This window comes from Amaricoccus sp. B4, assembly GCF_043226085.1.
In the GTDB taxonomy this organism is placed as follows: domain Bacteria; phylum Pseudomonadota; class Alphaproteobacteria; order Rhodobacterales; family Rhodobacteraceae; genus Amaricoccus.
This window is the reverse complement of the sequence record NZ_CP171225.1, coordinates 3,660,230-3,686,244: the sequence shown is the minus strand read 5'-3', so window position 1 is coordinate 3,686,244 and position 26,015 is coordinate 3,660,230. Positions and strand designations below refer to the sequence as shown.

Annotated in this window: 28 protein-coding genes; 7 read left to right on the top strand and 21 right to left on the bottom strand. The window is 69.2% G+C overall.

Translation table 11 applies throughout. From position 1 onward, the window contains the following. Nucleotides 1-157: 157 nt before the first annotated feature. Complete coding sequence (locus ACF66B_RS17740) at nucleotides 158-1,183, bottom strand: DUF2806 domain-containing protein (RefSeq protein WP_162683244.1); 1,026 nt, start codon at nucleotides 1,181-1,183, stop codon at nucleotides 158-160. Between the two features lie 287 nt (nucleotides 1,184-1,470). On the opposite strand from ACF66B_RS17740, the gene ACF66B_RS17735 reads away from it, so the two are divergent. Next, complete coding sequence (locus tag ACF66B_RS17735; protein ID WP_392663466.1) at nucleotides 1,471-2,655, top strand: lytic murein transglycosylase; 1,185 nt, start codon at nucleotides 1,471-1,473, stop codon at nucleotides 2,653-2,655. Continuing rightward, entirely contained in the window at nucleotides 2,655-3,425 is a 771-nt protein-coding gene (locus ACF66B_RS17730) for an NYN domain-containing protein (RefSeq protein ID WP_111429670.1), read from the top strand. The genes ACF66B_RS17735 and ACF66B_RS17730 overlap by 1 nt, the downstream gene beginning before the upstream one ends. Nucleotides 3,426-3,429: 4 nt before the next feature. On the opposite strand, the gene ACF66B_RS17725 is transcribed toward ACF66B_RS17730, so the two are convergent. After that, nucleotides 3,430-4,110, bottom strand: a complete 681-nt coding sequence (locus tag ACF66B_RS17725; protein ID WP_162683245.1) for a TetR/AcrR family transcriptional regulator — start codon at nucleotides 4,108-4,110, stop codon at nucleotides 3,430-3,432. A 209-nt stretch (nucleotides 4,111-4,319) separates the two neighbouring features. On the opposite strand from ACF66B_RS17725, the gene ACF66B_RS17720 reads away from it, so the two are divergent. Beyond that, nucleotides 4,320-4,535, top strand: coding sequence for a hypothetical protein (locus ACF66B_RS17720; protein WP_111429672.1), 216 nt, complete (start codon nucleotides 4,320-4,322; stop codon nucleotides 4,533-4,535). 433 nt (nucleotides 4,536-4,968) lie between these two features. Here the strand turns inward: ACF66B_RS17720 and ACF66B_RS17715 are convergent, their stop codons facing one another. The 3 genes from ACF66B_RS17715 to ACF66B_RS17705 are packed head-to-tail and all read right to left on the bottom strand — an operon-like array spanning nucleotide 4,969 to nucleotide 6,537. Beyond that, entirely contained in the window at nucleotides 4,969-5,907 is a 939-nt protein-coding gene (locus ACF66B_RS17715; protein WP_111429673.1) for a hypothetical protein, read from the bottom strand. Nucleotides 5,908-5,964: 57 nt separating this feature from the next. Beyond that, nucleotides 5,965-6,171, bottom strand: coding sequence for a hypothetical protein (locus ACF66B_RS17710; RefSeq protein WP_111429674.1), 207 nt, complete (start codon nucleotides 6,169-6,171; stop codon nucleotides 5,965-5,967). Nucleotides 6,172-6,219: 48 nt separating this feature from the next. Continuing rightward, nucleotides 6,220-6,537, bottom strand: a complete 318-nt coding sequence (locus ACF66B_RS17705) for a DUF805 domain-containing protein (protein WP_111429675.1) — start codon at nucleotides 6,535-6,537, stop codon at nucleotides 6,220-6,222. A 499-nt stretch (nucleotides 6,538-7,036) separates the two neighbouring features. Between ACF66B_RS17705 and ACF66B_RS17700 the strand changes: the two genes are divergently transcribed. Beyond that, entirely contained in the window at nucleotides 7,037-8,485 is a 1,449-nt protein-coding gene (locus tag ACF66B_RS17700) for a tannase/feruloyl esterase family alpha/beta hydrolase (RefSeq protein WP_111429676.1), read from the top strand. Nucleotides 8,486-8,506: 21 nt separating this feature from the next. Here the strand turns inward: ACF66B_RS17700 and ACF66B_RS17695 are convergent, their stop codons facing one another. Next, nucleotides 8,507-10,084 (bottom strand): DEAD/DEAH box helicase, encoded by a 1,578-nt coding sequence (locus ACF66B_RS17695; RefSeq protein WP_111429677.1) that lies wholly within the window; start codon nucleotides 10,082-10,084, stop codon nucleotides 8,507-8,509. A gap of 175 nt (nucleotides 10,085-10,259) precedes the next feature. On the opposite strand from ACF66B_RS17695, the gene efp reads away from it, so the two are divergent. Next, on the top strand, nucleotides 10,260-10,823 hold the full coding sequence (gene efp / locus ACF66B_RS17690; RefSeq protein WP_111429678.1) for an elongation factor P: 564 nt from the start codon (nucleotides 10,260-10,262) through the stop codon (nucleotides 10,821-10,823). A gap of 11 nt (nucleotides 10,824-10,834) precedes the next feature. On the opposite strand, the gene thpR is transcribed toward efp, so the two are convergent. Together thpR and ACF66B_RS17680 are read right to left on the bottom strand one after the other, a co-directional pair. After that, nucleotides 10,835-11,380 carry an RNA 2',3'-cyclic phosphodiesterase gene (gene thpR / locus ACF66B_RS17685; RefSeq protein ID WP_162683247.1) on the bottom strand — a complete coding sequence of 182 codons (546 nt, stop codon included), beginning with the start codon at nucleotides 11,378-11,380 and terminating at the stop codon, nucleotides 10,835-10,837. Nucleotides 11,381-11,488: 108 nt separating this feature from the next. Beyond that, nucleotides 11,489-12,409, bottom strand: coding sequence for an MBL fold metallo-hydrolase (locus tag ACF66B_RS17680; RefSeq protein WP_111429680.1), 921 nt, complete (start codon nucleotides 12,407-12,409; stop codon nucleotides 11,489-11,491). A gap of 54 nt (nucleotides 12,410-12,463) precedes the next feature. Here ACF66B_RS17680 and ACF66B_RS17675 point away from each other — a divergent pair, with 54 nt between their 5' ends. Beyond that, nucleotides 12,464-13,804, top strand: a complete 1,341-nt coding sequence (locus ACF66B_RS17675) for an ATP-binding protein (RefSeq protein WP_111429681.1) — start codon at nucleotides 12,464-12,466, stop codon at nucleotides 13,802-13,804. A gap of 33 nt (nucleotides 13,805-13,837) precedes the next feature. Here the strand turns inward: ACF66B_RS17675 and ACF66B_RS17670 are convergent, their stop codons facing one another. The 8 genes from ACF66B_RS17670 to ACF66B_RS17635 all read right to left on the bottom strand — a co-directional run bounded on the left by ACF66B_RS17670 (nucleotide 13,838) and on the right by ACF66B_RS17635 (nucleotide 20,302). Then, nucleotides 13,838-14,602: a HesA/MoeB/ThiF family protein gene (locus tag ACF66B_RS17670; RefSeq protein WP_392663459.1), complete on the bottom strand. Its 765-nt coding sequence runs from the start codon at nucleotides 14,600-14,602 to the stop codon at nucleotides 13,838-13,840. Next, nucleotides 14,599-15,306 (bottom strand): GNAT family N-acetyltransferase, encoded by a 708-nt coding sequence (locus ACF66B_RS17665; RefSeq protein ID WP_392663456.1) that lies wholly within the window; start codon nucleotides 15,304-15,306, stop codon nucleotides 14,599-14,601. The genes ACF66B_RS17670 and ACF66B_RS17665 overlap by 4 nt, the downstream gene beginning before the upstream one ends. 4 nt (nucleotides 15,307-15,310) lie before the next feature. After that, a complete protein-coding gene (gene cysK / locus ACF66B_RS17660; RefSeq protein ID WP_111429683.1) occupies nucleotides 15,311-16,261 on the bottom strand; it encodes a cysteine synthase A in 951 nt (316 codons plus the stop codon). Between the two features lie 20 nt (nucleotides 16,262-16,281). Next, a complete protein-coding gene (locus tag ACF66B_RS17655; protein WP_111429684.1) occupies nucleotides 16,282-16,731 on the bottom strand; it encodes an Rrf2 family transcriptional regulator in 450 nt (149 codons plus the stop codon). Further along, on the bottom strand, nucleotides 16,728-17,219 hold the full coding sequence (gene dut, locus ACF66B_RS17650; protein WP_111429685.1) for a dUTP diphosphatase: 492 nt from the start codon (nucleotides 17,217-17,219) through the stop codon (nucleotides 16,728-16,730). The genes ACF66B_RS17655 and dut overlap by 4 nt, the downstream gene beginning before the upstream one ends. Continuing rightward, a complete protein-coding gene (gene coaBC / locus ACF66B_RS17645; protein ID WP_111429686.1) occupies nucleotides 17,216-18,415 on the bottom strand; it encodes a bifunctional phosphopantothenoylcysteine decarboxylase/phosphopantothenate--cysteine ligase CoaBC in 1,200 nt (399 codons plus the stop codon). The genes dut and coaBC overlap by 4 nt, the downstream gene beginning before the upstream one ends. A gap of 105 nt (nucleotides 18,416-18,520) precedes the next feature. Then, entirely contained in the window at nucleotides 18,521-19,351 is an 831-nt protein-coding gene (locus ACF66B_RS17640) for a ChaN family lipoprotein (protein ID WP_162683248.1), read from the bottom strand. Nucleotides 19,352-19,417: 66 nt separating this feature from the next. Then, complete coding sequence (locus ACF66B_RS17635; RefSeq protein WP_111429688.1) at nucleotides 19,418-20,302, bottom strand: RNA polymerase factor sigma-32; 885 nt, start codon at nucleotides 20,300-20,302, stop codon at nucleotides 19,418-19,420. 189 nt (nucleotides 20,303-20,491) lie between these two features. Between ACF66B_RS17635 and ACF66B_RS17630 the strand changes: the two genes are divergently transcribed. After that, nucleotides 20,492-21,994 carry a YifB family Mg chelatase-like AAA ATPase gene (locus tag ACF66B_RS17630; RefSeq protein WP_111429689.1) on the top strand — a complete coding sequence of 501 codons (1,503 nt, stop codon included), beginning with the start codon at nucleotides 20,492-20,494 and terminating at the stop codon, nucleotides 21,992-21,994. Between the two features lie 13 nt (nucleotides 21,995-22,007). Here ACF66B_RS17630 and ACF66B_RS17625 read toward each other — a convergent pair whose 3' ends face one another. The 5 genes from ACF66B_RS17625 to rsmI form a co-directional block, all read right to left on the bottom strand. Next, nucleotides 22,008-22,901, bottom strand: a complete 894-nt coding sequence (locus tag ACF66B_RS17625; protein WP_111429690.1) for an alpha/beta hydrolase — start codon at nucleotides 22,899-22,901, stop codon at nucleotides 22,008-22,010. Next, entirely contained in the window at nucleotides 22,901-23,842 is a 942-nt protein-coding gene (gene gshB / locus ACF66B_RS17620) for a glutathione synthase (protein WP_111429691.1), read from the bottom strand. Before gshB ends, ACF66B_RS17625 begins: the two co-directional genes overlap by 1 nt. A gap of 295 nt (nucleotides 23,843-24,137) precedes the next feature. Then, a complete protein-coding gene (locus ACF66B_RS17615; RefSeq protein ID WP_111429692.1) occupies nucleotides 24,138-24,626 on the bottom strand; it encodes a hypothetical protein in 489 nt (162 codons plus the stop codon). Nucleotides 24,627-24,741: 115 nt separating this feature from the next. After that, nucleotides 24,742-25,104, bottom strand: a complete 363-nt coding sequence (locus ACF66B_RS17610; RefSeq protein ID WP_111429693.1) for a YraN family protein — start codon at nucleotides 25,102-25,104, stop codon at nucleotides 24,742-24,744. Continuing rightward, entirely contained in the window at nucleotides 25,101-26,015 is a 915-nt protein-coding gene (rsmI, locus tag ACF66B_RS17605; RefSeq protein WP_111429694.1) for a 16S rRNA (cytidine(1402)-2'-O)-methyltransferase, read from the bottom strand. The genes ACF66B_RS17610 and rsmI overlap by 4 nt, the downstream gene beginning before the upstream one ends.

Genomic DNA, 26,015 nt, shown 5'->3' with positions numbered 1-26,015 from the left:
AGCGGAGCCCGTGAAAACGGGGCGTTTCACCGTGAAAATCGAAAAACGCCATTGGAATCATTGGATTTTCGTAGTTAACATATCATGAATCCCCAAGGGGCGCCGGCGTGCGGGCGCGCCCGTTTCTGAGCGCGTCGTGATCGGAAACGGCGCCGGGCTAGAGGCCGAGCCCGGCTTCGATCGCCTGGAGAACCATGGGATCGACGGGACCTGGCTCATGTTTCAGCCGGACCCACGCGCGCGCCCGGCTGTCCCATTGGTGGGTCGCCTTGCGGCCGCCCGGCGGCGGGCGCTGGCCATCGGCGCCATGGGCCGCCAGATAGACGTTGTATCGCGGGTCGAACCCGCTCGTGACCAGATTGATGTACCGTGCGACGACGGCAGGGTCTTCCATGTCGAACGCCCCGACCGACGGTTGCTCGACCACAAGTTCGGGCGGAAGCGTCCCGGCGAGTTCGCGGGCGCGTGCGGTCAGGCGATATTGCCGGAAGCTGTCCGGCGCCCAGAGATCGGGGGGAAGATTGAAGTAGAGGGCAAAGCCGCCCGGAATCGCGATGTTGGTGCCGGACGAATCCATCTGCTCGACAAGGCTGAGATCCATGAGGCTGTCCAGGGCGTGCCCTGGCATGATGGCGTCGAGGACATCGCGGCTTGTCGCCAGCACGACGCCAAACAGGCTGAAGACATCCGCGGCCCGGCGGAAGTTCACCACATCCTGCCGCTCCATCAGGCGCAGCGTGTCGAGCGCCCGCAGGGAAATCGGCCGCAGGCGCGCATCGGCGCGCGCCGCGAAGGCCCTCGCCCAGAGCTCCTGGAGCATCTCGTCCGAGACCGCCTCCGCCGACTGGAACCAGTTCATGAACCAGTCCTCGTCGATGGAGCGCTGCTGTTCCACGGGCGTCCGGCTCGCGAGGTCGAGCGCAAGCGCCGCCACTTCCTCGAAATTCATCTGCCGCTTGAGCGAGACATACCTGCGCCGCCGGGTCATGCGATCGGCGATCGCCGCCGGATCGGCCTCGGCGATCACGGTGGCGAGCTTGTCCGAGAGCGCCTTGGTGAGCGCGTCCCCGGCCGATGATCCGCCGGGCCGGAACGCGGCCTTCGCGCCCTGCTCCGCCAGCGGCCGGAACAAGGTCTCCGCCACTTTCAGCAATGCCGCGTCCACGTCTTCCCCCTTGTCCAACGGTCCCTCTCCCCTGCCCGCCTCCGATCCTGCAACGCCCCGGCGTTCGGGACAACACCGGTCTGACGCGGCCGGGGTGGACGCCGCGCGGTGGCCGCTCCGGCGCGGCCCGACCCGGATTGCCGCAGCACGGGCGGGTGTCAGGTCGCGATTCCCCTATCTTTCCGTCACACGCGAAGGTAGATTCGGCCAAAAAATGGCAAGACCGATCGAGCCGGAGGCATTTTCCCGTGAGACTATTTCCCCTAGCCGTTTCCATCTTCGCCCTGGTGACCGGAGGATGTGGCGTGAGCGCGAATTCCACGGTGGAGCGCAGCGCGCCGCCCCTTTCCCGCGCTGTCGCCTCACCGCAGCCCGAGAGCTTCCAGGTCTGGCGCGACGGGTTCCGCCGCAAGGCCATCGCGCAGGGCATCCAGCCCGCGGTGTTCGATGCGGCCTTCCGCGGCGTCGGCGTCAATTCCGAGGTCATGCGGCTCGACAGCAAGCAGGCCGAGTTCACCAAGCCGATCTGGGAATATCTCGACAGCGCGGCCTCCCCCGACCGGGTGTCGAACGGCCGCGCCCAGCGCGCCGCGCTCGCCAACACGCTCTCGGCCATCGAGACCACCTATGGCGTCGATGGCGAGACGGTGCTGGCGATCTGGGGGATGGAGACCAATTACGGCACCTATCGCGGCAGCATCCCGGTGATCGAGGCCCTGGCGACGCTGGCCTATGAGGGCCGCCGCAAGGCCTTCGCCGAGGAGCAGCTGATGGCGGCGCTCAAGATCCTGCAGGCGGGCGACACCACGCCCGACCGGATGGTCGGCTCCTGGGCCGGCGCGATGGGCCACACCCAGTTCATGCCGACGAGCTATCTGAGCTATGCGGTCGATTTCACCGGCGACGGGCATCGCGACGTCTGGTCCGACACCCCGACCGACGGGCTCGCCTCCGCCGCGAACTATCTCGCCCGCGCCGGCTGGCAGCACGGGCGGCCCTGGGGGGTCGAGGTGCGGCTGCCCTCGGGGTTCGACTATTCGGTGGCCGACGACCGGCACCGGCGGCCGGTGGCGGAATGGCGCGCGAAGGGCGTGACGACGGTTGCCGGCGGCACCCTGCCCGATCACGGCTCGGCGGCGATCATCGCGCCGGCCGGCGCGAGCGGCCCGGCCTTCGCGGTCTACCAGAACTTCTATGTCATCAAGAAGTACAACAACGCGACCTCCTATGCGATGGGCGTGGGCCATCTCGGCGACCGGATCGCGGGCGGCGGGCCCTTCGTGCATCCCTGGCCGCGGGGCGAACGCGCGCTCAGCCGGACGGAGAAGATCGAGCTGCAGCAGCGGCTGACGGCGGCGGGCTACAACACCGGCGGCGCCGACGGGATGATCGGGCCGGACACCGCGACGGCGATCCGCAGCTACCAGCGCGCGAACGGGATGACGCCGGACGGGTTTGCCACCGCGAGCCTCCTGCAGGCGCTGCGCTGATGGCGGGCGAGGAGCGGGTGAAGCGGCTGGCGGTGCTGATCGATGCCGACAATGCCTCGCCGAAGATCGCCGACGGGCTCTTCGACGAGGTGGCGAAGATCGGCGAGGCGAGCCTCAGGCGGATCTATGGCGATTTCTCCGACAACCATCTCCGGGGCTGGGCGGAGATCCTCGCCCGCCACGCGATCCTGCCGCAGCAGCAGTTCGCCTATACCACCGGCAAGAATTCCTCGGACATCACCCTGGTGATCGATGCGATGGACCTGATGCATTCGGGCCGGTTCGACGGCTTCTGTCTCGTCTCCTCCGACAGCGATTTCACCCGGCTGGCGGCGCGGCTGCGCGAGCAGGGCATGGATGTCTACGGCATCGGCCAGCAGAAGACCCCGGAGGCGTTCCGGCAGGCCTGCACCCGGTTCATCTTCACCGAGAACTTCGTGACCGGCGATGCGGCGGGGGCGAAGGCGAAGAAGGCAACGCCGGTGACCGAGGCGCTGCCGCTGCTGGAGAAGGCGATCGGCGAGCTCGAGGAGGATGCCGACGGCTGGTTCCGGCTCGGGACCGTGGGGCAGCGGCTCAACAACCTCTCGCCCGAGTTCGACGCGCGCACCTTCGGCCATGGCAAGCTGAGCGATCTGGTCGCGGCGATCCCGCAGTTCGAGATCGACCGCCAGGGGCCGCAGGGGCCGCGGATGCGGCTGAAGCGCAAGCCCGCGCGCCGGCGCAAGCCCGCCGCGAAGACGCCGAAGGCGGCGAAGGCCGCCGGCTGAGAGCTCAGGCGGTGTCCGGGCCTGCGCCCTTCGCGGGCGCGTGCGCGCGGAGGAAGGTCGTGACGGCGACGCGGGCCTTTTCCTCGAGCTCTTCCTCGGGGAAGGCATCCACCACCCCGAAGAGCGATTTGTAGAACACCTCCGCCGCGCAGAGCGCGAAGAACTGGTTGGCGGCGAAATCGGCATCCTCGATCGCGATCTCGCCGCGCTCGGCGGCGGCGCGCAGAATCGGGGCAACCATCATGCGGCCCTTGTCGGGGCCGGAGGCGTAGAAGTCGCGACCGAATTCCGGGGTGCGGCCCGACTCGGCGACCGCGGCGCGGAACACGTCCTGCATGAAGGGCGAGACGATGAGGTGGAGGTAGCGCCGCGCGTGCTCCATGAGGTGTTCCTCGAGCGGCAGGCGCTGGGTGCAGGGCTCCATCAGCATCGCCTGGCGCTGACAGTCCCGGCGCAGCACCTCGGCATAGATCGCCGCCTTGTCCGGGAAGTAGCGGTACATCGTCGCCTTGGAGATGCCGGCGCGGCGGGCGATGTCGTCGACGCTGGCGCCGCCGAAACCCTGTTCGCAGAAGACGGCGCGGGCGCCGTCGAGGATCTGGGAGAGCTTGCGCTCCGCGCGGGTCGCTCCGGCGGTGAGATCTGGCTCGACGGGGTCCCGCGGCCCTCGGTCTGGCTGGTTCATGGGTTCAAACACATCATTGTTCACGAGCAAGTTACCGACACTCCACGGCATTGTCCACAATCGGGCGCCTCCTTTGCGCTCAAGAAGAAACAAAACCGTTTCGTTTTGTCTTGCACGATCCGCGACGCAGCGCTACAAAGAATCAAACGAAACGGTTTCGTTTATATATAGGGCCGGCCCACCGGCTGGCCAAGCGAAGGAGACTTCTCATGAAGACCATTGCACGCAGCCTCGCACTTGCCGCCGTTCTCGCCGCCGGTACCGCCTCGATCGCCGGAGCGGAAACGCTGGGCCAGAAGCTCGCGAGTGGCAAGATCTCGGAAGCGGCGTTCACCCAGCTGATCGCCCACACCGGCCTGACCCCGGCGGAAGCCTCGGGCAAGACGGTCAACGAAGTGCTGCATATCCGCGCGGACAACGACTGACCTGCGGCGCGGTGGCGAAAGCCGCCGCACCTGTCCCCTGCGGAAAGGGATCGCCGGCCCTGCCCCGGCGATCCCGACTTTTCCCGGCCTGCCACGGCGGAGTTCCAGCTCGGTTTGCCCACCACAGGAAGGCAAAATACGTTGTCTGCACTCGAGACACGGGTGCGCCGCTTCAGGAAACCCTAAAGGTCGGCCTGGAGCCCTTCTTGACGTTGCTGGGAGCCATGCGGGCGCCAGCAATGCGCGGCTTTCAGGTCGTTCGGCCCCGAGTGGCCAACTGGCACGACCTGCGCAAAGCGGTCAGTCACGATGCATAGGGGCTTGGCTCGTGCAGGATCTTCCCCGACCCGGAAGCAGCTATTCACCGTTGGCGCGTCGAAGGGCGGTGACGAGCTCTTTCTGCACTCTTGCCCAGGATACTGCAAAGACCACGTCAGGTCATTGCAGCCGCAAAGGCGATAGCGATCAGGATCATGTGAAGAATGATGATCGCTGCCCCTGCCCGATGGTCGACACGCTGTGCAACCTCGAGCCGACGCCTCTGGCAAAGGTTATGCGTTACCAGAGAGAGAACGAGAATCTGAAGGATTGCGCTGAAGGTTAGCAGGGAGATTTGATCGGCGATCCCGAATACGGCATCGAACCCAATCGCGTCTTCCATTCTGTAACGATTGAATACCGCAGCGAAGACCGAGCCTGTCGTCATGCCGACCCGCGTGCCAAGCTCCTGCACGGGAACAATGAGCACCAGCGCAGTGATGGCCAACGCCACGAAGAATCCCGTGAACTTCTCCAGCAGGAAGGGCGAGAGATTTCTCTGGATACCGATCCCGATTTCGAGCCGGGAGAAGACCGGTTTCTCGGTCCGATATCCGAAATCCGTATCATAAGTCTCGAGACTGTCATCGAGGAGTAAGGACTCGACGCGCCAACCGGGGGCCCTGACGAACTGGGCTATCTGTGAACTCTCTCGATCCGGCACAAAGATCCGTGTGGCAGTGCTTCGCGCAGATTCGACGTGGAGGGTCAGGGTTTGCGCATCGAACGGGTAGTTGCGCACGTTGAAGGCATGATCGACGACCGCATCGAAAGAAATGGCTGTGTAGATCTCTCCTCCAGGGAGGATCTTACGAGCGAAGGTTTCATGCGTCGCAGTGCGCGCGAGAAACTCGAAATCTCTCTCCGTATCGAACGTGCCAGATGGATCCACAAACCAAAGGTAGCCGGCAATGCGGAAGCTGCCGTCGCGCGGCTCTATCGCCGAGATGGACGTCACGAAAATCCCGACGCGAACCTCATCTGGCGTGGATTGCGCGTGCGTCATTTTGGTGGACCAGACGCAATCCATCAGCATGATTGCCGTGAACAGCAAGGCGGACCCTAGTCTTCGACGAGCAGTGAACGGGCATCTCACGGAAATTATCCGATGCTATTCGAGTGCACCGAAGTCCGATGTGTCCACACCGTCGACCGCCTCCTGTCCCGCGCGCCTGATATCGCTGTCCATTTGCTGCTCCGGCGTCGGACCGGACGGCGCCAATGCCGCGTTGGTATAGGCAGTGGTGAACTCTTCAGTTGTGCAGCCAGCCATTATCGCAAGGCTGCCACAGATAAGAACGGTCTGAATGAGGCGCATGTTTCGATTTACTCCCTGCCAGGACCCGACGCGAAGGGTGCGGTCCTGTCAACGACTACCCTCGGTTCTCGGTTGTAGGCAGATGTAGAGCAGGACCAATATACCGACTAGCGGAAACAGCCCCGCAAGCAGCCAATAGCAACTCCGCCCGGTGTCATGCAGCCGCCGCTCCCCGACAGCACGCGAGGTCAGAAGCGCGACGAGCGCAGCCACCACGTTCAACGGCTGGCTGTTCCGGCGCTGAGCCTCGGTGCACTGAACAGCGGCATGATCACGGCATAGTCGCCCAGGCGTTTCAGAAAGAGAAGAAAGGACACAAACAAGACCCACCACCACTTCTCGGGTCGTTTGGCGCACCCAGAACAGTTTGCGTACTCATGCAGGACGCCTTCAACCGCATTTCTCATTGCCTCCCCCGATTGAGCCCGGGCACTAAACCTGAGTATGATTCCGATCTGTTGCCGATCGCAACTTCCTTGCAAAATTCCGCTTTGGTCATCGACTCGCCATTCATCGGTGGCACCGCAAAGGTCCGGCCCACATCCGAACGGATGGGTTGCCGTGAGAGAGAGCTTCAGGGCATGTTGCGCCCGCAACGAACGGCAGCAAGGTCGGCATTGCTGCCCTTCGGGCTGTATCTTCCCAGATCAAGCTTTTGACGGAAAGGGTATTTTCGTTGCCGATCCCAGATCAGTCCGCATGCTTTCGAGGGGCTGGCGAGGGCCGGACGTACAAATCAGATCGACTCTCAATACTGCGGAACGGGATCGCCGGCCTGCTCCGGCGGCGCCGGGCTTGGCGGATGACGGCGCCCTGACAATCGCATAGCGTGCTCCCGGAGATGAACCGATCCGGGGAGACACCGATGGAGCTCAGGGGCCTGCGCCTGCCGACACTCACCCTCCTTGCCATTGCCGCCGCGCCTGCGGCCTTTGCCGAGACCGCCCCGCCGGAGGCCTGTGCCGCGCTCGGCGGCGTCGTGCTCGACGCGGCCCATGTCACCTCCGCGCGCGAGATCGCGGCGGCGGGCGGGCTTCCGGCCTATTGCGAGGTGCGCGCGACCGCCCTGCCCGCGATCTCGATCGAGGTGCGGCTGCCGCTCGAGGGCTGGAACGGAAAATACTACCAGACCGGCTGCGGCGGGTTCTGCGGCATTCTCGGCCGCGCCGATGCCTCCGGCGGCTTCATCAACGCCATGGGGCCGGGGCTTGCGAAGGGATACGCCACCGCGACCTCGGACAGCGGCCATCACGGGCTGTCGGTCATCGACGCGGACTGGGCCGATGCCAATCCGAATGCCGAGCGCGACTGGGGCTGGCGCTCGATCGGCGAGACGCACCGGGTGGCGCAGGCGCTGATCTCGGCCTTCTATGGCGAGGGATCGGGCGGCGCGATCTTCCAGGGCTGCTCCACCGGCGGGCGCATGGCCAACATGGCGGCGCTGAAATACCCCGATCTCTTCCAGGGCATCATCTCGGGCGCCCCCGCGCTCGACTATACCGGGCTGGTCGCGACGGCGATGTCCTGGGTCACCCAGGCCAATACCGCGCCCGACGGCACGCAGATCCTGAAACCCGGCAAGGTCGGGCTGATCGGCGATGCGGTGATGGCGCAATGCGATGGTGTGGACGGGGCCGAAGACGGGCTGATCGCCGATCCGCGCGCCTGCGAGGTCGATCTCTCCCCGCTCGCCTGCGGCGCGGAGGGCGGCGGCAACGAATGCCTCACCCCGGAAGAGCTCGACGTGGTGGCGGCCTGGCGGCAGGGGCCGGTCAACGGCGCGGGCGAGCCGCTCTATCCGGGCGGCATTCCGGAGGGGTCCGAGCCGTTCTGGCCGACCTGGCTCACCGGCTCCGAGGCGGGCGCGCCCGCGCTCGTGCCGCTCTTTGCCAAGGGATTCGGCAGCTACATGGCGTTTCCGACCGATCCGGGCCCGGAATGGACGCCGCTCGATTTCGATTTCGACACCGATCCGCCGCGGCTCGCGACCATGGCGGCGGTCTACAATTCGGATGACCCGGATCTCGGCGCCTTCCGCGCCGCGGGGGGCAAGATGATCGTCTGGCACGGCTGGGCCGATGCGATCGTCACCCCCTACAAGACCATCGCCTGGCACGAAGCGGCGGAGGCGGCGGCCGGGGGCGCGGACGCGCTGGCGGAGCATGTGCGGCTCTACATGATCCCCGGCATGGACCATTGCGGAATCGCGCCGGGGCCCGGCGGCATCAGCCAGGCGAGCCTCGACCCGCTCGGGGCGCTCGAGAGCTGGATGGAAACCGGCGCGGCTCCGGAGAGCCTGCGCGCCGGGAAGTAAGGGCGGCGCGCGGGCGGGGCCTCAGCCGCCGCCCGCCTGCCAGATGCGCGGCCCCGGCGCGTCGGCGGCGCGTGCCAGCACCCCCTCGACCTCGGTGCGCGGCAGCTCGAAGCGCGATGTCCCCTGCCCGACATGGATGCGGCCGACCGCATCGCGCGCGAGCCCCGTGGCGTTGCAGATGAGGCGGAGCACATCGCCCATGTCGGCCCGGGTGAGCGCGCCGGTCTCGATCGAGAGCCAGGCGAAGGCATGGCGGGGCAGAGCGCGGGCCGGACTCGCGGTGCCGGTGCCGAGATCCTCCGCCAGCGGCTGGACATGGCGCCAGAGCTGGGCGCAGGCCAGCGAGATGGCCTCGTCCGAGAAGCGCGTGCGAAGCGCCTCGGCGACGCTGCGGTCGTAGTCGCCCGCCTCGCCGGAGAACACCGGGTCATGCCCGAGGCGCTCGAGATCGGCATCGCGGATCGCGGCGACACCCGGCGGCACCAGCCAGTCGACGCTTCGGCCGAGGCCGCGCGCGAACCGCTCGGCCCGGCGGCGCTCGGCCGGTGCGACGACGAGAACGGCGCGTCCCGACTGGCCGCCCCGCCCCGCCCGGCCCGAGCGGTGCAGCAGCAGGCGCTCGTTGTCGGGCAGGCCCGCATGGATCACCAGCTCGATATGGCGCACATCGAGCCCGCGCGCCGCGACGTCCGTCGCCACGCAGACCCGCGCCGCCCCCTGGTTGAGGCGGGCCATGCCGGCCATCCGCTCGGCCGGCCGCAAGCCGCCGGACAGCGTCACCACCTGAAAGCCGCGGCGCTGGAGCTTGGCCGCGAGCCGGCCGGCGCATTGCCGGCGGTTGCAGAACACGATGGCGCTGGCCGGGTGGTGCAGGCGGAGGAGCCGGGCGATGGTCTGGTCGCGCTCGACCGGCGCGACGGCGATCCCCTGAAGCTCGATCTGCGACAGCCGCTCGCCCGCGCCGGCAAGGTCGATCCGGAGGGGATCCTCGAGCACCGTGCGGGCCAGCGCCTCGATGCCCGGCGTGATGGTGGCGGAGAAGAGCAGGATCCGGCGCGCCGCCTCACGGTTCCGGGCGAGCAGCGGCTCGATATCGGCCTCGAATTCGGCGGCGAGCAGCTCGTCGGCCTCGTCGAGCACGAGGCAGGCGCAGCGCGCCGGATCCAGCGTGCCGCGGCGGATCTGTTCGCGGACCCGCCCCGGGGTGCCAACGAGCACATCGACGCCTTCCTGCAGGGCGCGGCCCTGCGCCTCCGGGTCCTGCCCCCCGGCGCAGAGCAGAAGGCGCAGCGCGGTATGGCGGTAGAGGCCTGCGAGTTCCTCGGCCACCTGTGCGGCGAGCTCGCGGGTCGGCGCGAGCACCACGGCGAGCTTCCCTGAACCGTCGGCGGCCGGAGCGTCCCCGCCAAGCAGGATCTCTCCGAGCGCAAGGCCGAAGGCGATGGTCTTGCCCGAGCCGGTGCGCGCCAGCACGAGGAGGTCGCGGTTTCGCGCCTCCGTGGCACAGACCGCGTCCTGAACATCGGTGAGCTCGCCGAATCCCCGGTCGGCAAGCGCCCGCGAGAGTGCCTCGTGGAGGCGCCCTTCTCCTGCAATCATCACTCATTCCCTGGAAACGGGTCGGCACGCGCATCGCTCGCGGCGCCGGACCACCCATTGACGCCGCGGATATCTCACCGCCGGCGCACCCGGCTCCCGCGGCTTCTTGCCAGGGGAGCAGCCACTCTCTATAGCGGCGCAAGCTTTCAATCTGATGAATGGATCGGGAATTGGCATGCCCAAGATAAACGGAAACGAGATCCGCCCCGGGAACATCCTCGAGCATGACGGGGGCCTCTGGGTCGCCGTCAAGGTCGCGCACGTCAAGCCCGGCAAGGGCGGCGCCTTCGCACAGGTCGAGATGAAGAACCTGCGCAACGGCTCGAAGCTCAACGAACGCTTCCGCTCGGCGGACAAGGTCGAGCGCGTGCGGCTCGAGCAGAAGGACCAGCAGTTCCTCTACGAGAACGACGGCATGCTCGTCTTCATGGATGCCGAGACCTTCGAGCAGATCGAGATCCCGGCCGACATCCTCGGCGAGCGGCGCCCGTTCCTGCAGGACGGCATGACCGTGAAGGTCGAGTATTACGACGCCGAGGCGCTCTCGATGCAGCTGCCCGACAAGGTCACCTGCACCATCACCGAGACCGAACCGGCGGTGAAGGGCCAGACGGCGGCCAACAGCTTCAAGCCCGCGATCCTCGACAACGGCATGCGCGTCATGGTGCCGCCCTTCGTCGGCGAGAACGAGGCGATCATCGTCTCGACCGAGACCATGGAATACGTCGAGCGCGCCTGAGCCGACGGATCTCAGCCGAGGGCATATTCCGCGAGATCGTCGTAGATCGCGCCGCTCTGACCGAGCCAGGAGCGGATCAGGAAGAAGCTCTCGACCAGGAACGGCCCGGCCCGAAGGCTTGCGCCGCGCGCGGTGAAATCGCGCAGGCGCTGGCCGTCATCGCCGCCCGGGATGCGGGCGAAGCGGGCGAGCGTCACATGCGGCGTGTAGCGCTCGCGGCCGAGTTCGATCCCGGCCATCCGTGCGGCCTGCCGGACACGGCCGTTGAGCGCGGCCAGCTCCGGGTTCGGTTCGGCGAGAATCCCGAGCGCCTGCGCGCGGCTCCCCCCCATCAAGTCGAGCCCGTGGAGCGAGACCTCGAAGCGGGCGCTGCGGATGCCGCTGAGCGCGTGATGGGCATCCTCGATCACCGGCTCCGGGTGCTCGCCGAGAAAGGCGAGCGTGAGGTGCAGGTTCTCGGGCGGCACCGGGCGGCCGGCCGGAAGCCCTGCCTGGAAGGCGACCAGTTCGCGCGTGACCTCATCCGGTATCCTCAGACCGACAAAGGCGCGGATCATGGCGTCCCTCCTGCAAAGCGGTGCAACAGAAGGGCAGTTCTGCCGCATCGCCTGGGCAAAGGCCAGCCCATCCACTCGCGCGGAACGGGTTTCCGCGCCGCCTGTCTCCTACCGCGCGATCTCGAAGCGGGCCTCCGGCACGAGCGCGCCCTGCGTGCGCACCTCACCGCGCGCCGCGAGGTCGATGAGATGGGCCAGCACATTGCGGGCCGCCGCCGGATGGAGCCGCGGATCCACGTCGCCATAGAGCCTCGCCACCAGGTCCGGGATCGCCGCGGGCGCCTCGGCCAGCGCGCCGACGATCTGGCGCTCGCGCGCGGCCCGGTGCTCGAGGAGATGGGCCAGCAGCCGCTCGGGCGCCTCGACCGGCGCGCCGTGGCCGGGATAGAGACGGGCCGGCGCGAGCGCGCGCAGGCGGCCGATGCTGGCGCGGAAGGCGGCGAGATCGCCATCGGGCGGTGAGATGAGCGTCGTCGCCCAGCCCATGGCGACATCGCCCGAGAACACCGCCTCGCCCCAGCGGAACGACAGGTGGTCCGAGAGATGGCCCGGCGTCGCGATCGCGGCGAGCGTCCAGCCCGGCCCGGAGATCTCCGCCCCTTCGCCGATGCGGCTGTCCGGCCGGAAGCCTGCGTCTATCCCCTCGCCGCCGCCGAGGCCGCCGCGCGCCGCCAGCCCCGCCATCAGCGGGCTGCGCGCGCCCGTCGGATCGCCATGGGCCAGAACCGGCGCGCCGACCCGCTCGGCGAAGGCGCGCGCGCCCTCCGAATGATCGCGGTGCGCGTGGGTGACAAGCACGGCCGCGACGCGCTCGCCGCGGACCGCCCCGGCCAGCGCCTCGAGATGCCGCGGATCGGCCGGCCCCGGATCGATCACCGCCACCTCGCCCTCGCCGACGATGTAGCTCCGCGTGCCGGTGAAGGTCATCGGGCCGGCATTCGGGGCGGTGACGACCCGCAGCCCCGGCGCGAGCGGCTCGACCGCGCCGATGGGCGGGGCATGACGGCGCTCGAAGGGATCCTCCGCCATCGGGATCAAGCCGCTTGCGCAGGCCAGCGCCCGCGCCTAACTCTGGGCCTCACCATGACCGCCGCCGCGCCCCGCCTCAAATCCCTGCTGCCGCGCAGCCTCTTCGGCCGGTCGCTTGTCATTCTGCTCGTGCCCATCGTCGTGCTCCAGCTCGTCGTCGGAACCATCTTCTTCCAGCGGCACTACCAGCGCGTCACCCAGCAGATGACCTCGAGCTTTGCCGTGGGCCTTCAATATGTGACCCGGCACGTGGAAGGAACAGACGATTCAGCCTCCGTCCATGGCTGGCTCGCGAGCATCGCCCCGGTGCTCGACGCCACGGTAACCCTCGTTCCCGGCGCCACCGTGAAGCCGGAGGTCCGGCGGGGCCTCTTCGACCTGACCGGCCAGACCATCGCCGACACCCTGCGCTCGACGCTGTCGGCGCCCTTCTCGATCGACCTCGCGAGCGACAGCCGCTCGGCGCAGATCCGCATCGCCACCAGCCACGGCGTGCTGGCCACCGATGTGCCGCGCTCGCGGCTCTCGGTCTCCAACCCGCACCAGCTCCTCGTGCTGATGATCCTCGCCGCGATCCTGCTCGCGACCATCGCCGTGCTCTTCCTGCGCAATCAGGTAAAGCCGATCCGGCGGCTCGCGGAGGCCGCGGAAGCCTTCGGCAAGGGGCGCTCGCTCGCCTACCGGCCCGGCGGCGCCGAGGAGGTGCGGCGGGCCGGCACGGCCTTCCTCTCGATGCGTGCCCGGATCGAACGCCAGATCGAACAGCGCACCCAGATGCTCTCGGGCGTCTCGCACGATCTGCGCACGCCGCTCACCCGCATGAAGCTCACGCTCGCCCTGATGGAGGAAGACGAGGAAACGGCGGATCTGCGGGAGGACGTCGACCAGATGGAGCGGATGCTCTCCGAATTTCTCGACTTTGCCCGCGGCGACACGACCGAGGTTTCCGAAAGCGTCGATGCCTTTGCGCTCGGGCGCGGCATTGCCGAACAGGCGGAGCGCACGGGCCATGCGCTCGAACTCGTCGAGCAGGACGAATCCCCCGGCCATCATCTCGTGGATCTCCGCCCCGTCGCGGTCTCGCGCGCGGTGCTGAACCTCACCTCGAATGCGGCCCGCTACGGCAGTCGCGCGCGCCTGACGGTACGGCTCACGCCGCGCGCGCTCATCTTCGCGGTCGAGGATGACGGACCCGGCATTCCGGCGGAGATGCGCAGCGAGGCGGTGCAGCCCTTTGCCCGGCTCGATCAGGCACGCAACCAGAATGCCGGCGGCAATGTCGGCCTCGGCCTTTCCATCGCGATGGATGTCGCGCGCAGCCACGGCGGCGCGCTCGCCCTTTCCGAGAGCCCCGATCTCCACGGGCTTCGGGCCGAGCTGCGCCTGCCGCGCTAGACCGGCAGACCCATATTGCCGCGGGACGTGGCGTCAGACGGACGCGCCACCGCCGCAGACCGGGCAGCCGGGGCTCGGCCGGAGCCGGATCCGCCGCATTTCGGCGTTGAGCGTGTCGTGGATCAGCATCACGCCATGGAGCCCGGTGCCTGCGCGCGCGATGTGCTTGATCGCTTCGAGCGCCATGGTCGTGCCGATGAGCCCCGGCAACGCCCCGATCACGCCGGCCTCGGCGCAGGGCGGCACGAGGCCGGGCTCGGGGGATTCGGGGAAGATGCAGGCATAGCACGGGCCGCCGCGGGCCGGATCGAAAAGGCTGATCTGCCCCTCCCAGCGGCCGATGGCGCCGGAGAGCAGCGGGATGCCTTCCGCCACGCAGGCGGCGTTGACGATGCGGCGGGTGGCGAAGTTGTCGCAGCCGTCGATGACGAGATCGTGGCCCGCGACGATGCTGCGCGCGTTCTCCGCATCGAGGCGGAGGTTGTGGCCCTCGACGCAGACATGCGGGTTCACCCGCGCAATGGCGCGCGCGGCACTTTCGATCTTCGGCGCGCCGACCTCGTCGGTGCCGTGGATCACCTGACGCTGGAGGTTCGAGAGGCTCACGACATCATCATCGACGATGCCGAGCGTGCCGATGCCCGCCGCGGCAAGATAGAGCAGCACCGGGCTGCCGAGCCCCCCCGCGCCGATCACAAGCACGCGCGCCCGGCCGAGGCGCTGCTGGCCGGGGCCGCCGATCTCGCGCAGGACGATGTGGCGCGCATAGCGCTCGAGTTCCTCGGGTGTCAGGCTCACGGCAGGTTCTTCTCCATCTGAAACCAGGCGGCCCCGCCGCCGATGGCGCGCTCCCGGGCGGTCGTGTATCCGGCGCGGGCGAAAAGGCCCGGCGCCTGCCAGCTTCCGGCGCGCGCGATCATCACCCTGGCGCCCTCCTCCCGCGCGATCTCCTCCGCGGCCGCGAGCAGCCGGGTGCCGATGCCCGCACCGCGATGCGCCGGATCGACCCGGAGCGCGTGAATTTCGCAGACCTCCCGCAGCACCGCAAGCCGCAGATGGCCCGCAAGGCTGCCGTCCTCCGCCCGCCAGGCCAGCGAGCGGAGACGGGGTGCGGTGCCCAGCGCCGCGGCGGTCTCCGCCGCCAGCCGGGTCTCCGTCTCGGCGGCGAGCTGCGCGTCCCCGGCGATCTGGACGAGGCCGACGGGGTGCCGCGGCTGATCCGCCGTGCCGCCCGCCTGTCGTGCCGCGACGCCCGTCCGCCGCCGGAGACGGGCCAGAAAGACGGCATAGATCGCCACGGGAACGAGGCCGAGCCCGACCCAGCCGAGATTGCGGGCCGATTCCGCGACATCCGTGCGCAGCGGGTGGCCCGGGGGCAGAAGCTGGGTTGCGAGCGCCACGGCCGCCGCGCCTGCGAGGACATAGCGCCAGGTGCCGCGCGGCAGGCGAAGGATGCGCGCGAAAACCATGGCCGCGAGCGCCAGAAAGATGATGCTGGCCAAGGCCCTACTCGAGATCGAAGAGCGGCGTGGAAAGATAGCGTTCGGCAAAGCTTGGCAGGATCGTGACGATCCGCTTGCCCGCCATGCCGGGCTCGCCGCCGATCTCGAGCGCGGCCGCCACCGCGGCACCCGAGGAAATTCCGCCCGGGATGCCCTCGAGCGCGGCGAGGCGGCGGGCGGTCTCGTAGGCGGTCTCGTTGCCGATGGTGATGACCCGGTCGATGAGCCCGGTGGCGAGCACGGAGGGCACGAAGCCCGCGCCGATCCCCTGGATGGCATGCGCCCCGGGCTCGCCGCCCGAGAGCACGGCGCTGTCCTCGGGCTCGACGGCGATGACCTCGACCTGCGGCAAGGCCGCCTTCAGCACGCGGCCCACACCCGTGAGCGTGCCACCGGTGCCGACGCCGCAGAGAAACACATCGAGCGCCCCGCCGGTGTCCTCGAGGATCTCGCGCGCGGTGGTCTCCTCGTGGATCTGCGGATTGGCCGGATTCTCGAACTGCTGCGGCATGACCGCACCGGGCGTGTCCGCCAGCAGTTCCTCGGCGCGCGCGATCGCTCCCTGCATGCCGAGCGCGGCATCGGTCAGCTCGAGCCGCACGCCGAGAAGCGCGAGCATCTTGCGCCGCTCGGACGACATGCTCTCGGGCATGGTGAGTATGAGCCGGTAGCCGCGCGCCGCGCAGACGAAGGCAAGGCCGATGCCGGTATTGCCAGAGGTCGGCTCGATCACGGTGCCGCCGGGCCGAAGGCGGCCGGAGGCCGCGAGGGCATCGATCATCGCCACCCCGATCCGGTCCTTCACGGAATGGGTCGGGTTGAAGAACTCGAGCTTGCCGAGGATCTCCGCCTCGACACCCGCCGCAGCCGCGATCCGGGCAAGACGCACCAGGGGCGTGCCGCCGATCGTCTCGGTGATGTCGCCGTAAATGCGGCCGCGCGGTGGTGTCGGCATGTCGCCTCCCGAAGCTCGTCTCAGATCGAATAGTCCGGCACGGTGCCGTCCGCCCGCCTTATGCCCTTTTTGCTGGCCTGCTGACAAAGCTCTTCCATCGTGATCTGGTCGAACCGGGCGAGAATTTCCTCGTTGATCCGGTCGCAGAGCGGGCCGACCACCTGCGTGCCGAGATCGGCCGACGAGGTGGTGACGTCCTCCTCGGCATCAAGCGCGTTCACTACCCGCAGCACGTCGCCGACGGTGATGCGCCGCCGCTCGCTCGCGAGCGTGTAGCCGCCGCGCGGGCCGCGCACGCCGCGAAGGATGCCGGCACGAACGAGCTGCTGCAGCACCTGCTCGAGATAGCGGCTGGGAATGCCCTGGCGCTCGGTGATCTCGCGCGACTGCACCGGGTTCGGGCGCGCGTTGTAGGCGATGTCGAGCACCGCCTCGAGCGCGAGCACGGATTTGCGCATGAGCCGGATCATGATGCGGCCTCCCGGCGTGCGCCGGTGCCGGTCGAGCCGAAGCCGCCGGCACCGCGCGCCGTCTCGCCCAGCTCGTCCAGGAGCTCGAGGCTGGCGTGGATGACCGGCGCGACGACCATCTGGGCGATGCGCATGCCGTGTTCGATCACGAAGGGCGCGCTGCCGTGATTGATGAGGATCACCCCGACCTCGCCGCGATAGTCGCTGTCGATGGTGCCGGGGCTGTTGAGCAGCGTGATGCCGTGACGGAGCGCGAGGCCCGAGCGCGGCCGCATCTGGATCTCGAAGCCGGGCGGGATCGCCAGGGCGAGCCCGGTCGGAACGAGCGCGCGCCCGCCCGGGGCCAGCAGCAGGCCCGCCGCCCGGTCGTCCGGGCAGAGATTTGCACAGATGTCGAGCCCCGCGGCCCCCGCACTCGCATAGGCCGGCAGCGGCAGCGCCGGGTCGCGGCCTTCGAGGGGCCGCAGCGCGATCGTCACGCCGCTCATGCCAGGGCCTCCGCGACGCGCGCGGCAAGCCGGTCCGCCGTCTCGTCCTTGCTCATCGCCGGCCAGTCCTCGGCGCCTGCATCGGTGATGAGCGTCACCGCGGTATGGCTTCCGCCCATGATGCCGGTTTCGGGGCGCACATCGTTTGCCACCAGCCAGTCGCAGCCCTTGCGCAGGCGCTTTGCCGTCGCATTGGCGAGCACATCGTCGGTTTCGGCAGCGAAGCCGACCACGAGCCCTGGCCGCGACATCTCCCTCCGGGAAATCGTCTTCAGAATGTCGGGGTTCTCCGTAAGCGTGAGCGGTGCCGGTTCGGCACCGGGTTGTTTCTTGATCTTGGAACGGGTCTCCGCCGCCACGCGCCAGTCGGCCACCGCGGCGGCGAAGATCGCCGCATCGGCGGGCAACGCCGCCTCGACCGCCGCAAGCATCTCGCGCGCGGTCTCGACCTCGCGGATCTCGCAGCCGAGTGGCCGCGGCGCCGTCGCGGGCCCCGTGACGAAGGTCACCCGCGCGCCGCGCCGGACCAACGCCTCGGCAATCGCCGTGCCCTGCCGCCCCGAGGAGCGGTTGGCGATGTAGCGCACCGGATCGATCGGCTCGTGCGTCGGGCCGGAGGTCACGATGACGTGACGGCCTGCGAGGGCGGTATCGGTGGTGAGCGCGGCATCGATCGCGGCGAGAATCGCCGGAGGCTCGGCCATCCGGCCCGGCCCGAACTCGCCGCAGGCCATCTCGCCCGCATCCGGGCCCACGACCAGCGTGCCGAACCCGCGCAGCGTTTCGAGATTGCGCTGCGTCGCCGGATGCTCCCACATGCGCACGTTCATCGCGGGCGCGAGCAGAACGCGCTTGTCGGTCGCGAGGAGAAGCGTGCTCGCCAGATCGTTCGCAAGCCCGCTTGCGAGCTTGGCCATCAGATCGGCGGTCGCAGGGGCCACGACGACGAGATCGGCGCTGCGGGAGAGCTCGATATGCCCCATTTCCGCCTCGGCGGTGAGGTCGAAGAGCTCGCCCTGCACGCGGGTCCCGGCGATGGCCGAGACCGTCAGCGGGGTCACGAACTCGCTCCCGGCCCGCGTCAGGACCGGCACGACCCCGGCCCCGGCCTTGCGGAGCAGACGCATGAGCTCGATGCTCTTGTAGGCGGCAATACCGCCGCCAATGATGAGGAGGATCTTGCGACCGGCAAGCATTTTACGTCCGATTTAGAGGGGGGATCCGACCAGCGACGAGCCAGTTTGTAATATCGCGTGACAAATTGCGCAACACTTGCGCCAGTCACAACGCCGCATCCGTGACTATTTCGCCGCAAATCCCGCGCAGGGATCGTCGCGCTCGGCAGGATCGGCGGTGATGACCGCATCGAACATGCCCGGCTCCGGTTCCGGCGCCTCGAGCAGGCCGAGCGTCCGCACCGTCACCTCCTTCGTTGCGAGAGAGATGAGATGCGGCACCGCCCAGCGCCGGTCGGCGTGGCCGCTGCCGGTGATGACGACCACCTGGCCATCGCCGCCGGTCAGCGTCCGCGCCCAGAGGGCGGCATCGGCGAGCCCCGCATCCCGGAAACGCTGCACCTCGACCATGCCGGGCAGGGCGGCGGGCGGAAGCGCATTGCAGTGGGAGATGGCCATGAGCTCCTCGCGCTCGGTGAGCTCGCCCGGCGCCAGCGGCTTGTCGAGACCATAGGTCGCGGCATCGGCCCCGAACGCGCTGGCCGCGCCATCCTCCGCAGCGATCCGGATTTCCTCGGGCGCCTGCCCCGCACCGAAGATGCGCGCGCCGGGGGCCGCCTCGAGGATCGGGGCATAGAAATCGAAGGACGGCCAGCCGCTCTCCGACCAGTCGAGCGCCGCGGCGATCTGCGCACGATCCGCGCCTTCGGCCCGCAGCGCGTTCACCTCGTCCTCCATCGCCTGCGGGATCATCTCGAAGACGATGGCCGCGGGTTGGAGCGCCTCCACGATCTCGGCCTGGATCTCGTGGTGGCGCGGATTGTCGTGGATCTCGCCGAGGACGACGATATCTGCCCCACGTGCGCTGTCGATGAACGATGCGAGTGCCGCATCGGAAGCAGCAGACGGAAAGACCAGCCCGCAAACGGCCAGCGCAGCAATTGGGGATCGGAACAAGACGGCCTCCGGACGACAGCGATGGAGGGAGTATCGCATGGCCCGGAGGGCAAGGTCACGCCTGTTTCAGCCCGCTGCGACGAGTTCCGCCGCTCCGCCCGCAACCGACTGAATATGCGAGCGCATCTTGCCGAGCGCCTGCACCTCGAGCTGCCGCACACGCTCCTTGCTCACGCCCAGATCCTGACCGATGCATTCGAGCGTCCGCGGCTCGTCGCTGAGCTTGCGTTCGATGATGATCTTGCGCTCGCGGGAACTCAACGAATCCAGTGCCCCCGCGATCCAGCCACGCGCGGTGGCGAGATCGGAGTCGCGCTCGACGGTTTCGGCGGCGGCGGGCCCCTCGTCCTCGAGGGTCTCGAGCCATTCGCGCGCGCCGGAATCGTCGGACTGCTGCGCATTGAGCGAGAAATCGGCGCCCGAAAGGCGCGCCTCCATCATCTCGACATCCCGGAGCGACACGCCGAGCTCCGAGGCGACCATTTCGCGCAGCCGCTGGCCGTCGAGCACCGCGCCATCGGCCGCACCGTCGCGTTCGAGGCGCGCGCGAACCCGGCGCAGGTTGAAGAAGAGCGATTTCTGCGAGGAGGTCGATCCGGTGCGCACGAGGGACCAGTTGCGCATCACGTAATCCTGGATCGAGGCCTTTATCCACCAGACCGCATATGTCGAGAAGCGGACACCGCGGTCGGGGTCGAACTTTTCCGCCGCCTTGAGCAACCCGACGCCCGCCTCCTGCACGAGATCCGGCATCGAGGCACCGTAGCGATGATACTTGCCCGCCATCGACACCGCGAGGCGGAAGTAGGCGTTCACGAGCCGGTGCAACGCGCGTTCGTCGCCCTCCTCGCGCCAGGCCCGCGCCAGCGCGAGCTCGGTCTCGGCGTCGAGCATCTCGGCCCGCATTGCCTGTCGTGTGACTCTCCGGATGCCGTTGTCGTCGAGCGCCATGAAACTATCCCCTTTAGCTGCGCATCGGTCAGCACGTTCCGGAGAGAGAACGCACGCGCGGGGCGAGCGGTTCACTTTTTCAGGTTTTTTTTGCGCATAGATAACGAACGGTTTACGTAACCGCCCATTTCTTAACCAAAACGCAAGGCGGCCAGCGGCAAAGCTCGGAGGAAGTCGTCGGGAGCGGACATGGTTGCGCGTGCCTACACCGTTGCGTTTCAGGGGATCGAGGCCCGGATTGTCGAGGTCCAGTGTGCGATCGTTGCGGGGCTTCCGGCGTTCAATCTCGTCGGCATGCCGGACAAGGCCGTCTCGGAGGCGCGCGAGCGGGTCCGGGCCGCACTGACCGCGATGGGGCTCGCGCTGCCCGCGCGCCGGATCACGGTGAACCTCTCGCCCGCCGACATGCCGAAGGAGGGCTCGCATTTCGATCTGCCGATCGCGCTTGCCGTGCTCGCCGCGATGGAGGCGCTGCCCGCCGATGCCGTCGCCTCGCAGGTCGCGCTGGGGGAGCTCTCGCTCGATGGCTCGCTCGTGCCGGTGATCGGCGCCCTTCCGGCCGCCCTGGCGGCGGCGGAGGCCGATTGCGGGCTGATCTGTCCGGCCGGCTGCGGCGCGGAGGCGGCCTGGGTCGGCGCCGTGCAGGTGCTCGCGCCGAAAACGCTGCTGGAGCTCGTCAACCATCTCAACGGCCGCGCGGCCCTCGCGCCGGCCAGCCCGGGCACCGTGATCGAGCCTGCCTCCCCGAAGGATCTCGCGGAGGTGAAGGGGCAGGAGAAGGCCAAGCGGGCGCTCGAGATCGCGGCGGCCGGGCGGCACCACCTGCTGATGGTCGGGCCGCCCGGCAGCGGCAAGTCGATGCTCGCGGCGCGGCTGCCCGGGCTTCTGCCGCCGCTCGATCCGGCCGAGGCGCTCGAAACCTCGATGATCCATTCGCTTGCGGGGCTGCTCGACGAGGGCGGCATCAGCCGCACCCGGCCGTTCCGCACGCCGCATCACACCGCCTCGATGGCGGCGATCGTCGGCGGTGGACGGGGTGCGAAGCCCGGCGAGATCAGCCTCGCCCATCATGGCGTGCTCTTTCTCGACGAACTGCCCGAGTTTTCCCGCGCCGTGCTCGAGACCCTGCGTCAGCCGATCGAGACCGGCGATGTGGTGGTCGCCCGCGCCAATGCCCATGCCCGCTATCCCTGCCGGTTCATGCTGGTGGCGGCGGCCAATCCCTGCCGCTGCGGCCATCTCACCGATCCCGACCGCGCCTGCGCCCGCGTGCCCGAGTGTGGCACGGAGTATCTCGGGCGGATCTCCGGGCCGCTGATGGACCGGTTCGATCTCCGCGTCGAGGTGCCGCAGGTCCGCGTGGAGGATCTCGCCACCACCGGCCGGGGCGAGCCGAGTGCGGCGGTGGCGGCCCGCGTTGCGGCGGCCCGCGCGCGGCAATCGGAGCGCTTTGCCGGGCTTGAGGGGGTGAGCGTCAATGCCGATGCGGAAGGCGAGCTTCTGGAGGCGATCACCACGCGCAGCGACGGCGCCGAAGAGCTGCTCGGAAGTGTCGCAACCCGCTTCCGGCTCAGCGCGCGGGCCTATCACCGGATCCTGCGGGTGGCCCGCACCATCGCCGATCTCGAGGGCGCCGAGATCATCGACCGGCCCCATATCGCCGAGGCGGCCGGCTACCGGCTCGCGCTCTGAGCCGGGACGGGTCTCAGGCCTTTCCGGCGGCGAGCCGGGAGCGGATCCAGGTCGCGGCGTGATCGAGCGCCTCGTCGGCTTCGGGGAGCCAGCCCTGGTAGATCTGCCAGACATGGGGCAGGCCATCGGCGAGATCGAGGGTCGCGTCGACATCCTGGTCGGTCATCCGCCGGGCCAGACGGCGGGCGTCGTCGAGCAGGATCTCGGTGCGGCTGGCCTGGATGAAGACCGGCGGCGCGCCCTCGAAATCGCCGAAGAGGGGCGAGGCGCGCGGATCGCGGGGCTCGGCGCCCTGGAGATACATGGTGCGGATCTCGGGCAGGCGTTCGATCGGCAGCAGGACATCGCGGGAGGAGAGGCTGAAGAGCGTGTCGCCCGAGAGCGTGAGATCGGCCCAGGGGCTGAAGGACACGACGCAGGCCGGAAGCGGGCGGCCCTCGGCCAGAAGCTCGTGCAGGAGGGCGAAGACAAGCCCGCCGCCCGCGCTGTCGCCGCCGAGCACGATCCGGGAGGGCGCCACGCCTTCGGCGATGAGCGCGTCCCAGGCCGCGCGGCAATCCTCGAACGCGGCCGGAAAGGGATGCTCGGGGGCGAGCCGGTAGGCGGGGAGCACGGCCCCGAGCCCCGCCCGCCGGGCAAGGGCCGCGACCATCGCGCTGTGCGTCCTGGGCGAGCCCATGATGTAGGCCCCGCCATGGATCCAGAGCAGCAGCCCGCCCCGCGCATCGGCCTCGAGCCGGAGACCGCCCGCGCCGAACTTGCCGAACTTCGCCCCCGCGGGCATCGGAAAGAGCGTGGCCTGGTTCTCGAGCCGCTCGCGGGCGCTGACCGGGTTGGGCATGCGGGCGAGCAGGGCCTTTTCGGCCGTGCGGAGATAGAGGTTGAGGGTGGAGAGCTGCCAGGACATCAGGCCCGCCTTGCCTCGATTGCCTCCCAGATCTTCGCGGCCACGTTGATCCCGTCGAAGCGTTCGAGCTCCTGGATGCCGGTCGGAGAGGTCACGTTGATCTCGGTGAGCCAGCCGCCGATCACGTCGATGCCGACGAAGAGCTGGCCCTTCTCGCGCAGGAGCGGGCCGATGCGGGCGCAGATCTCGCGGTCGCGCTCGGTGAGGTCGATCTTTTCGGGCCGGCCGCCCACATGCATGTTCGAGCGCGTCTCGCCCTTCTGGGGCACGCGGTTGATGCCGCCCACCGGCTCGCCATCGACGAGGATCACCCGCTTGTCGCCGGCGGAGACGTCGGGGAGGAACTTCTGGGCGATCAGGGGCTCGCGGTTGAGGCCGGTGAACAGCTCGTAGAGCGCGCTGAAGTTGCGATCGTTGGCATCGAGACGGAACACCCCTGCCCCGCCGTTGCCGTAGAGCGGCTTGAGGATGATGTCGCCGTGGCGGTCCTTGAAGGCGCGGAGCGTGGCGAGATCGCGGGCGACCGTGGTGGGGGGCGTGAGATCGGGGAAGCCGAGCACGAGGAGCTTCTCGGGGAAATTCCGCACCCAGAACGGATCGTTCACCACAAGGGTCGCGGGGTGGATGCGCTCGAGGATATGGGTGGTGGTGATGTAGCTCATGTCGAAGGGCGGGTCCTGGCGGAGCCAGACCACATCCCAGTCGGAGAGGTCGATCACGGTTTCTTCCCCGAGGGTCGCGTGATTGCCCTTCTCGCGCCGCACCGTCACCGGCCAGCCGCGGGCGGTGACGCGGCCTTCCTCGAGGGCGAGCTTGTCGGGGGTATAGTAGAAGAGCTCGTGGCCGCGGGCCTGGGCCTCCTCCATGATGCGGAAGCTCGAGTCCGCATTGATGTCGATATTCTGGATCGGGTCCATCTGGACAGCGACTTTAAGGCCCATGGGCGTCCTCGGCTCGTGTCTTCTGCCGGGTCAGTCATGGCGGGGCCGGGCAGCCTTGGCAAGAGAGGCCGGCAGCCGCGGCGGGCCGGAATGAGGGGTATCCCGGCCGTGAAAACGGGGCGTTTCACCGTGAAAATCAAAAAATGCCACTGAAATCATTGGATTTTCGTAGTTAACATATCATGAATGCCGCCCGGGACGGCCTTCGTGGAACTCACGGGGCTGTGGTCGGGCGCCGGGCGCCGATGCCGCTGCGGAAAGGCCGCGGGGTGGCGGGACGCGGGCGACCGGGGCCTCAGGACAGGCGCCGCAGGTCCCGCGCGCGCCGCGCCCAGAGGTGGGTGAGCCCGATGAGGATGAGCCAGAGGGCGAGGAGGAGCGGCTGTCCGGCGAGGGCGAGCGGGAACACGAGCAGGCCGAAGGCGACGGCGATGAGATCGCCCATGGAGAAGCCGTCGGCGAGGAGATCCGGCAGGAGCCCCACGGCGCTGCCGAGAAGGCCCGCGATGAGGGCGGTGACGATGCCGCCGAGCAGCGCGAGGAACCAGCCGCGAAGCCCGCGCCGCCCGAAGAGCCCGGCCAGCAGCCAGCCCGCAAGCGCGCCGCCGATCGCCATGGCGAGGATGTAGCGCAGGACCAGCATCCGCGACAGCGCCGCGGACTGATCGGGGGCGAGGCCGGAGAGATCCTCGAGCATGAAGGCGATGAAGAGGCTCGCCCCGGTCAGCGCCATCATCACCGTGGTGATGGTGCGCAGCGGCAAGCCCGCCTTACCCGTCTGCATTGCTGTCCCCTCCGCCCGGATGCCTCCTGCAGGTATCCCGCACTCCCTCGGGCGATGTCAATTCCGTGGCCGGGCGGGCGTGGCTTCGGGCGGGCGTAGCTTTGGGCGGGCGCGCCTACCAGCCCTCGAAGCTCGCGGCGTTCTCGATGCGCGCGCAGCGGCCGGCGCGGTCGACGAGGACGAGATCGAAGCGGCAGGGGAGCGTGCCGTCGGTTTCCTCGGCCAGCCAGCGGGTGGCGGCGGCGCCGATCCGGGCCCACTGGCGCGGGGGAACGGCCTCGGCGGCGGCCTCGTGGCTGCGGCGGGCCTTCACCTCGGCGAAGACGACGAGGCCGGGCGCGCGCAGCACGAGATCGATCTCGCCCTCGGGGCAGCGCCAGCGGGCAGCGGCGAGGGTCGCCCCCTCGGCGGCATAGAGCCTTGCGGCGATCTCCTCGGCGGCGAGGCCCGCGTGGAAGGCGCGGCTTCCCCGGCTCACGCCCCCGCCTCGAGCGCGAGCGCGCGGGCATAGACCCGGCGGCGCGGCAGGCCGAGCGCGGCGGCGACGGCCGTGGCGGCGTCCTTCACGGTGCCTTCGGCCAGCGCGACGCGCAGGCGGGTGTCGAGCTCGTCGTCACCGATCTCGCGGGCGAGCGGCGGGCCGATCACCACGACGATCTCGCCGCGCGGGTCGGGGCCTTCGGCAAGATCGGCGGCGAGGCTGCCGAGCGTGCCGCGCCGGGCCTCCTCGAAGCGCTTGGTGAGCTCGCGGCAGAGTGCTGCGGGCCGGTCGGGGCCGAGCGTCTCGGCCATGGCGGCGAGGCTCTCGGCCACGCGGCGCGGCGCCTCGTAGAAGACCAGCGTCGCGGGGACCTGCGCCAGATCCTCGAGCGCGCGGCGGCGGGCGGCGGCCTTGGGCGGCAGGAAGCCCGCGAAGAGGAAGCGGTCGGTCGGCTGCCCCGAGATCGCGAGGGCCGCGAGCAGCGCCGAGGCGCCGGGAAGGGCCGTCACCTCATGGCCCGCCTCGATCGCCTCGCGGGCGAGCGGAAAGCCGGGATCGGCGACCATCGGGGTGCCGGCATCGGAGACGAGCGCGACGGAGCGGCCCTCGGCGAGGGCGGCGAGAAGCCGCGGGCGCTGCTGCGGGCCGTTGTGATCGTGATAGGGCCAGAGGCTGCGGCCATCGCGGCGGATGCCGTGGATTTCCAGAAGCTTGCGGGTGTTGCGCGTGTCCTCCGCGGCGAGGATGTCGGCCGAGGCCAGCACATCGAGCGCGCGGAGCGTGATGTCGCGGGCATTGCCGATCGGGGTCGCGACGAGGTAGAGCCCCGGCGCGAGCGATCCGGCGGGTTCGTGCGGCACCTCGAGGGCGGCGGGGTCTTCGTGGCCGGGTTTCTTGTCGTCGTCCAT

Bases quoted from the DNA above. Each gene is read 5' to 3' on its own strand.
- ACF66B_RS17730 (WP_111429670.1), top strand. From the start codon at position 2,655: ATGGCGGGCGAGGAGCGGGTGAAGCGGCTGGCGGTGCTGATCGATGCC.
- ACF66B_RS17725 (WP_162683245.1), bottom strand. From the start codon at position 4,110: ATGAACCAGCCAGACCGAGGGCCGCGGGACCCCGTCGAGCCAGATCTC.
- ACF66B_RS17720 (WP_111429672.1), top strand. From the start codon at position 4,320: ATGAAGACCATTGCACGCAGCCTCGCACTTGCCGCCGTTCTCGCCGCC.
- ACF66B_RS17710 (WP_111429674.1), bottom strand. From the start codon at position 6,171: ATGCGCCTCATTCAGACCGTTCTTATCTGTGGCAGCCTTGCGATAATG.
- ACF66B_RS17700 (WP_111429676.1), top strand. From the start codon at position 7,037: ATGGAGCTCAGGGGCCTGCGCCTGCCGACACTCACCCTCCTTGCCATT.
- ACF66B_RS17695 (WP_111429677.1), bottom strand. From the start codon at position 10,084: ATGATTGCAGGAGAAGGGCGCCTCCACGAGGCACTCTCGCGGGCGCTT.
- efp (WP_111429678.1), top strand. From the start codon at position 10,260: ATGCCCAAGATAAACGGAAACGAGATCCGCCCCGGGAACATCCTCGAG.
- thpR (WP_162683247.1), bottom strand. From the start codon at position 11,380: ATGATCCGCGCCTTTGTCGGTCTGAGGATACCGGATGAGGTCACGCGC.
- ACF66B_RS17680 (WP_111429680.1), bottom strand. From the start codon at position 12,409: ATGGCGGAGGATCCCTTCGAGCGCCGTCATGCCCCGCCCATCGGCGCG.
- ACF66B_RS17675 (WP_111429681.1), top strand. From the start codon at position 12,464: ATGACCGCCGCCGCGCCCCGCCTCAAATCCCTGCTGCCGCGCAGCCTC.
- cysK (WP_111429683.1), bottom strand. From the start codon at position 16,261: ATGCCGACACCACCGCGCGGCCGCATTTACGGCGACATCACCGAGACG.
- ACF66B_RS17655 (WP_111429684.1), bottom strand. From the start codon at position 16,731: ATGATCCGGCTCATGCGCAAATCCGTGCTCGCGCTCGAGGCGGTGCTC.
- dut (WP_111429685.1), bottom strand. From the start codon at position 17,219: ATGAGCGGCGTGACGATCGCGCTGCGGCCCCTCGAAGGCCGCGACCCG.
- coaBC (WP_111429686.1), bottom strand. From the start codon at position 18,415: ATGCTTGCCGGTCGCAAGATCCTCCTCATCATTGGCGGCGGTATTGCC.
- ACF66B_RS17635 (WP_111429688.1), bottom strand. From the start codon at position 20,302: ATGGCGCTCGACGACAACGGCATCCGGAGAGTCACACGACAGGCAATG.
- ACF66B_RS17630 (WP_111429689.1), top strand. From the start codon at position 20,492: ATGGTTGCGCGTGCCTACACCGTTGCGTTTCAGGGGATCGAGGCCCGG.
- ACF66B_RS17625 (WP_111429690.1), bottom strand. From the start codon at position 22,901: ATGTCCTGGCAGCTCTCCACCCTCAACCTCTATCTCCGCACGGCCGAA.
- gshB (WP_111429691.1), bottom strand. From the start codon at position 23,842: ATGGGCCTTAAAGTCGCTGTCCAGATGGACCCGATCCAGAATATCGAC.
- ACF66B_RS17615 (WP_111429692.1), bottom strand. From the start codon at position 24,626: ATGCAGACGGGTAAGGCGGGCTTGCCGCTGCGCACCATCACCACGGTG.
- rsmI (WP_111429694.1), bottom strand. From the start codon at position 26,015: ATGGACGACGACAAGAAACCCGGCCACGAAGACCCCGCCGCCCTCGAG.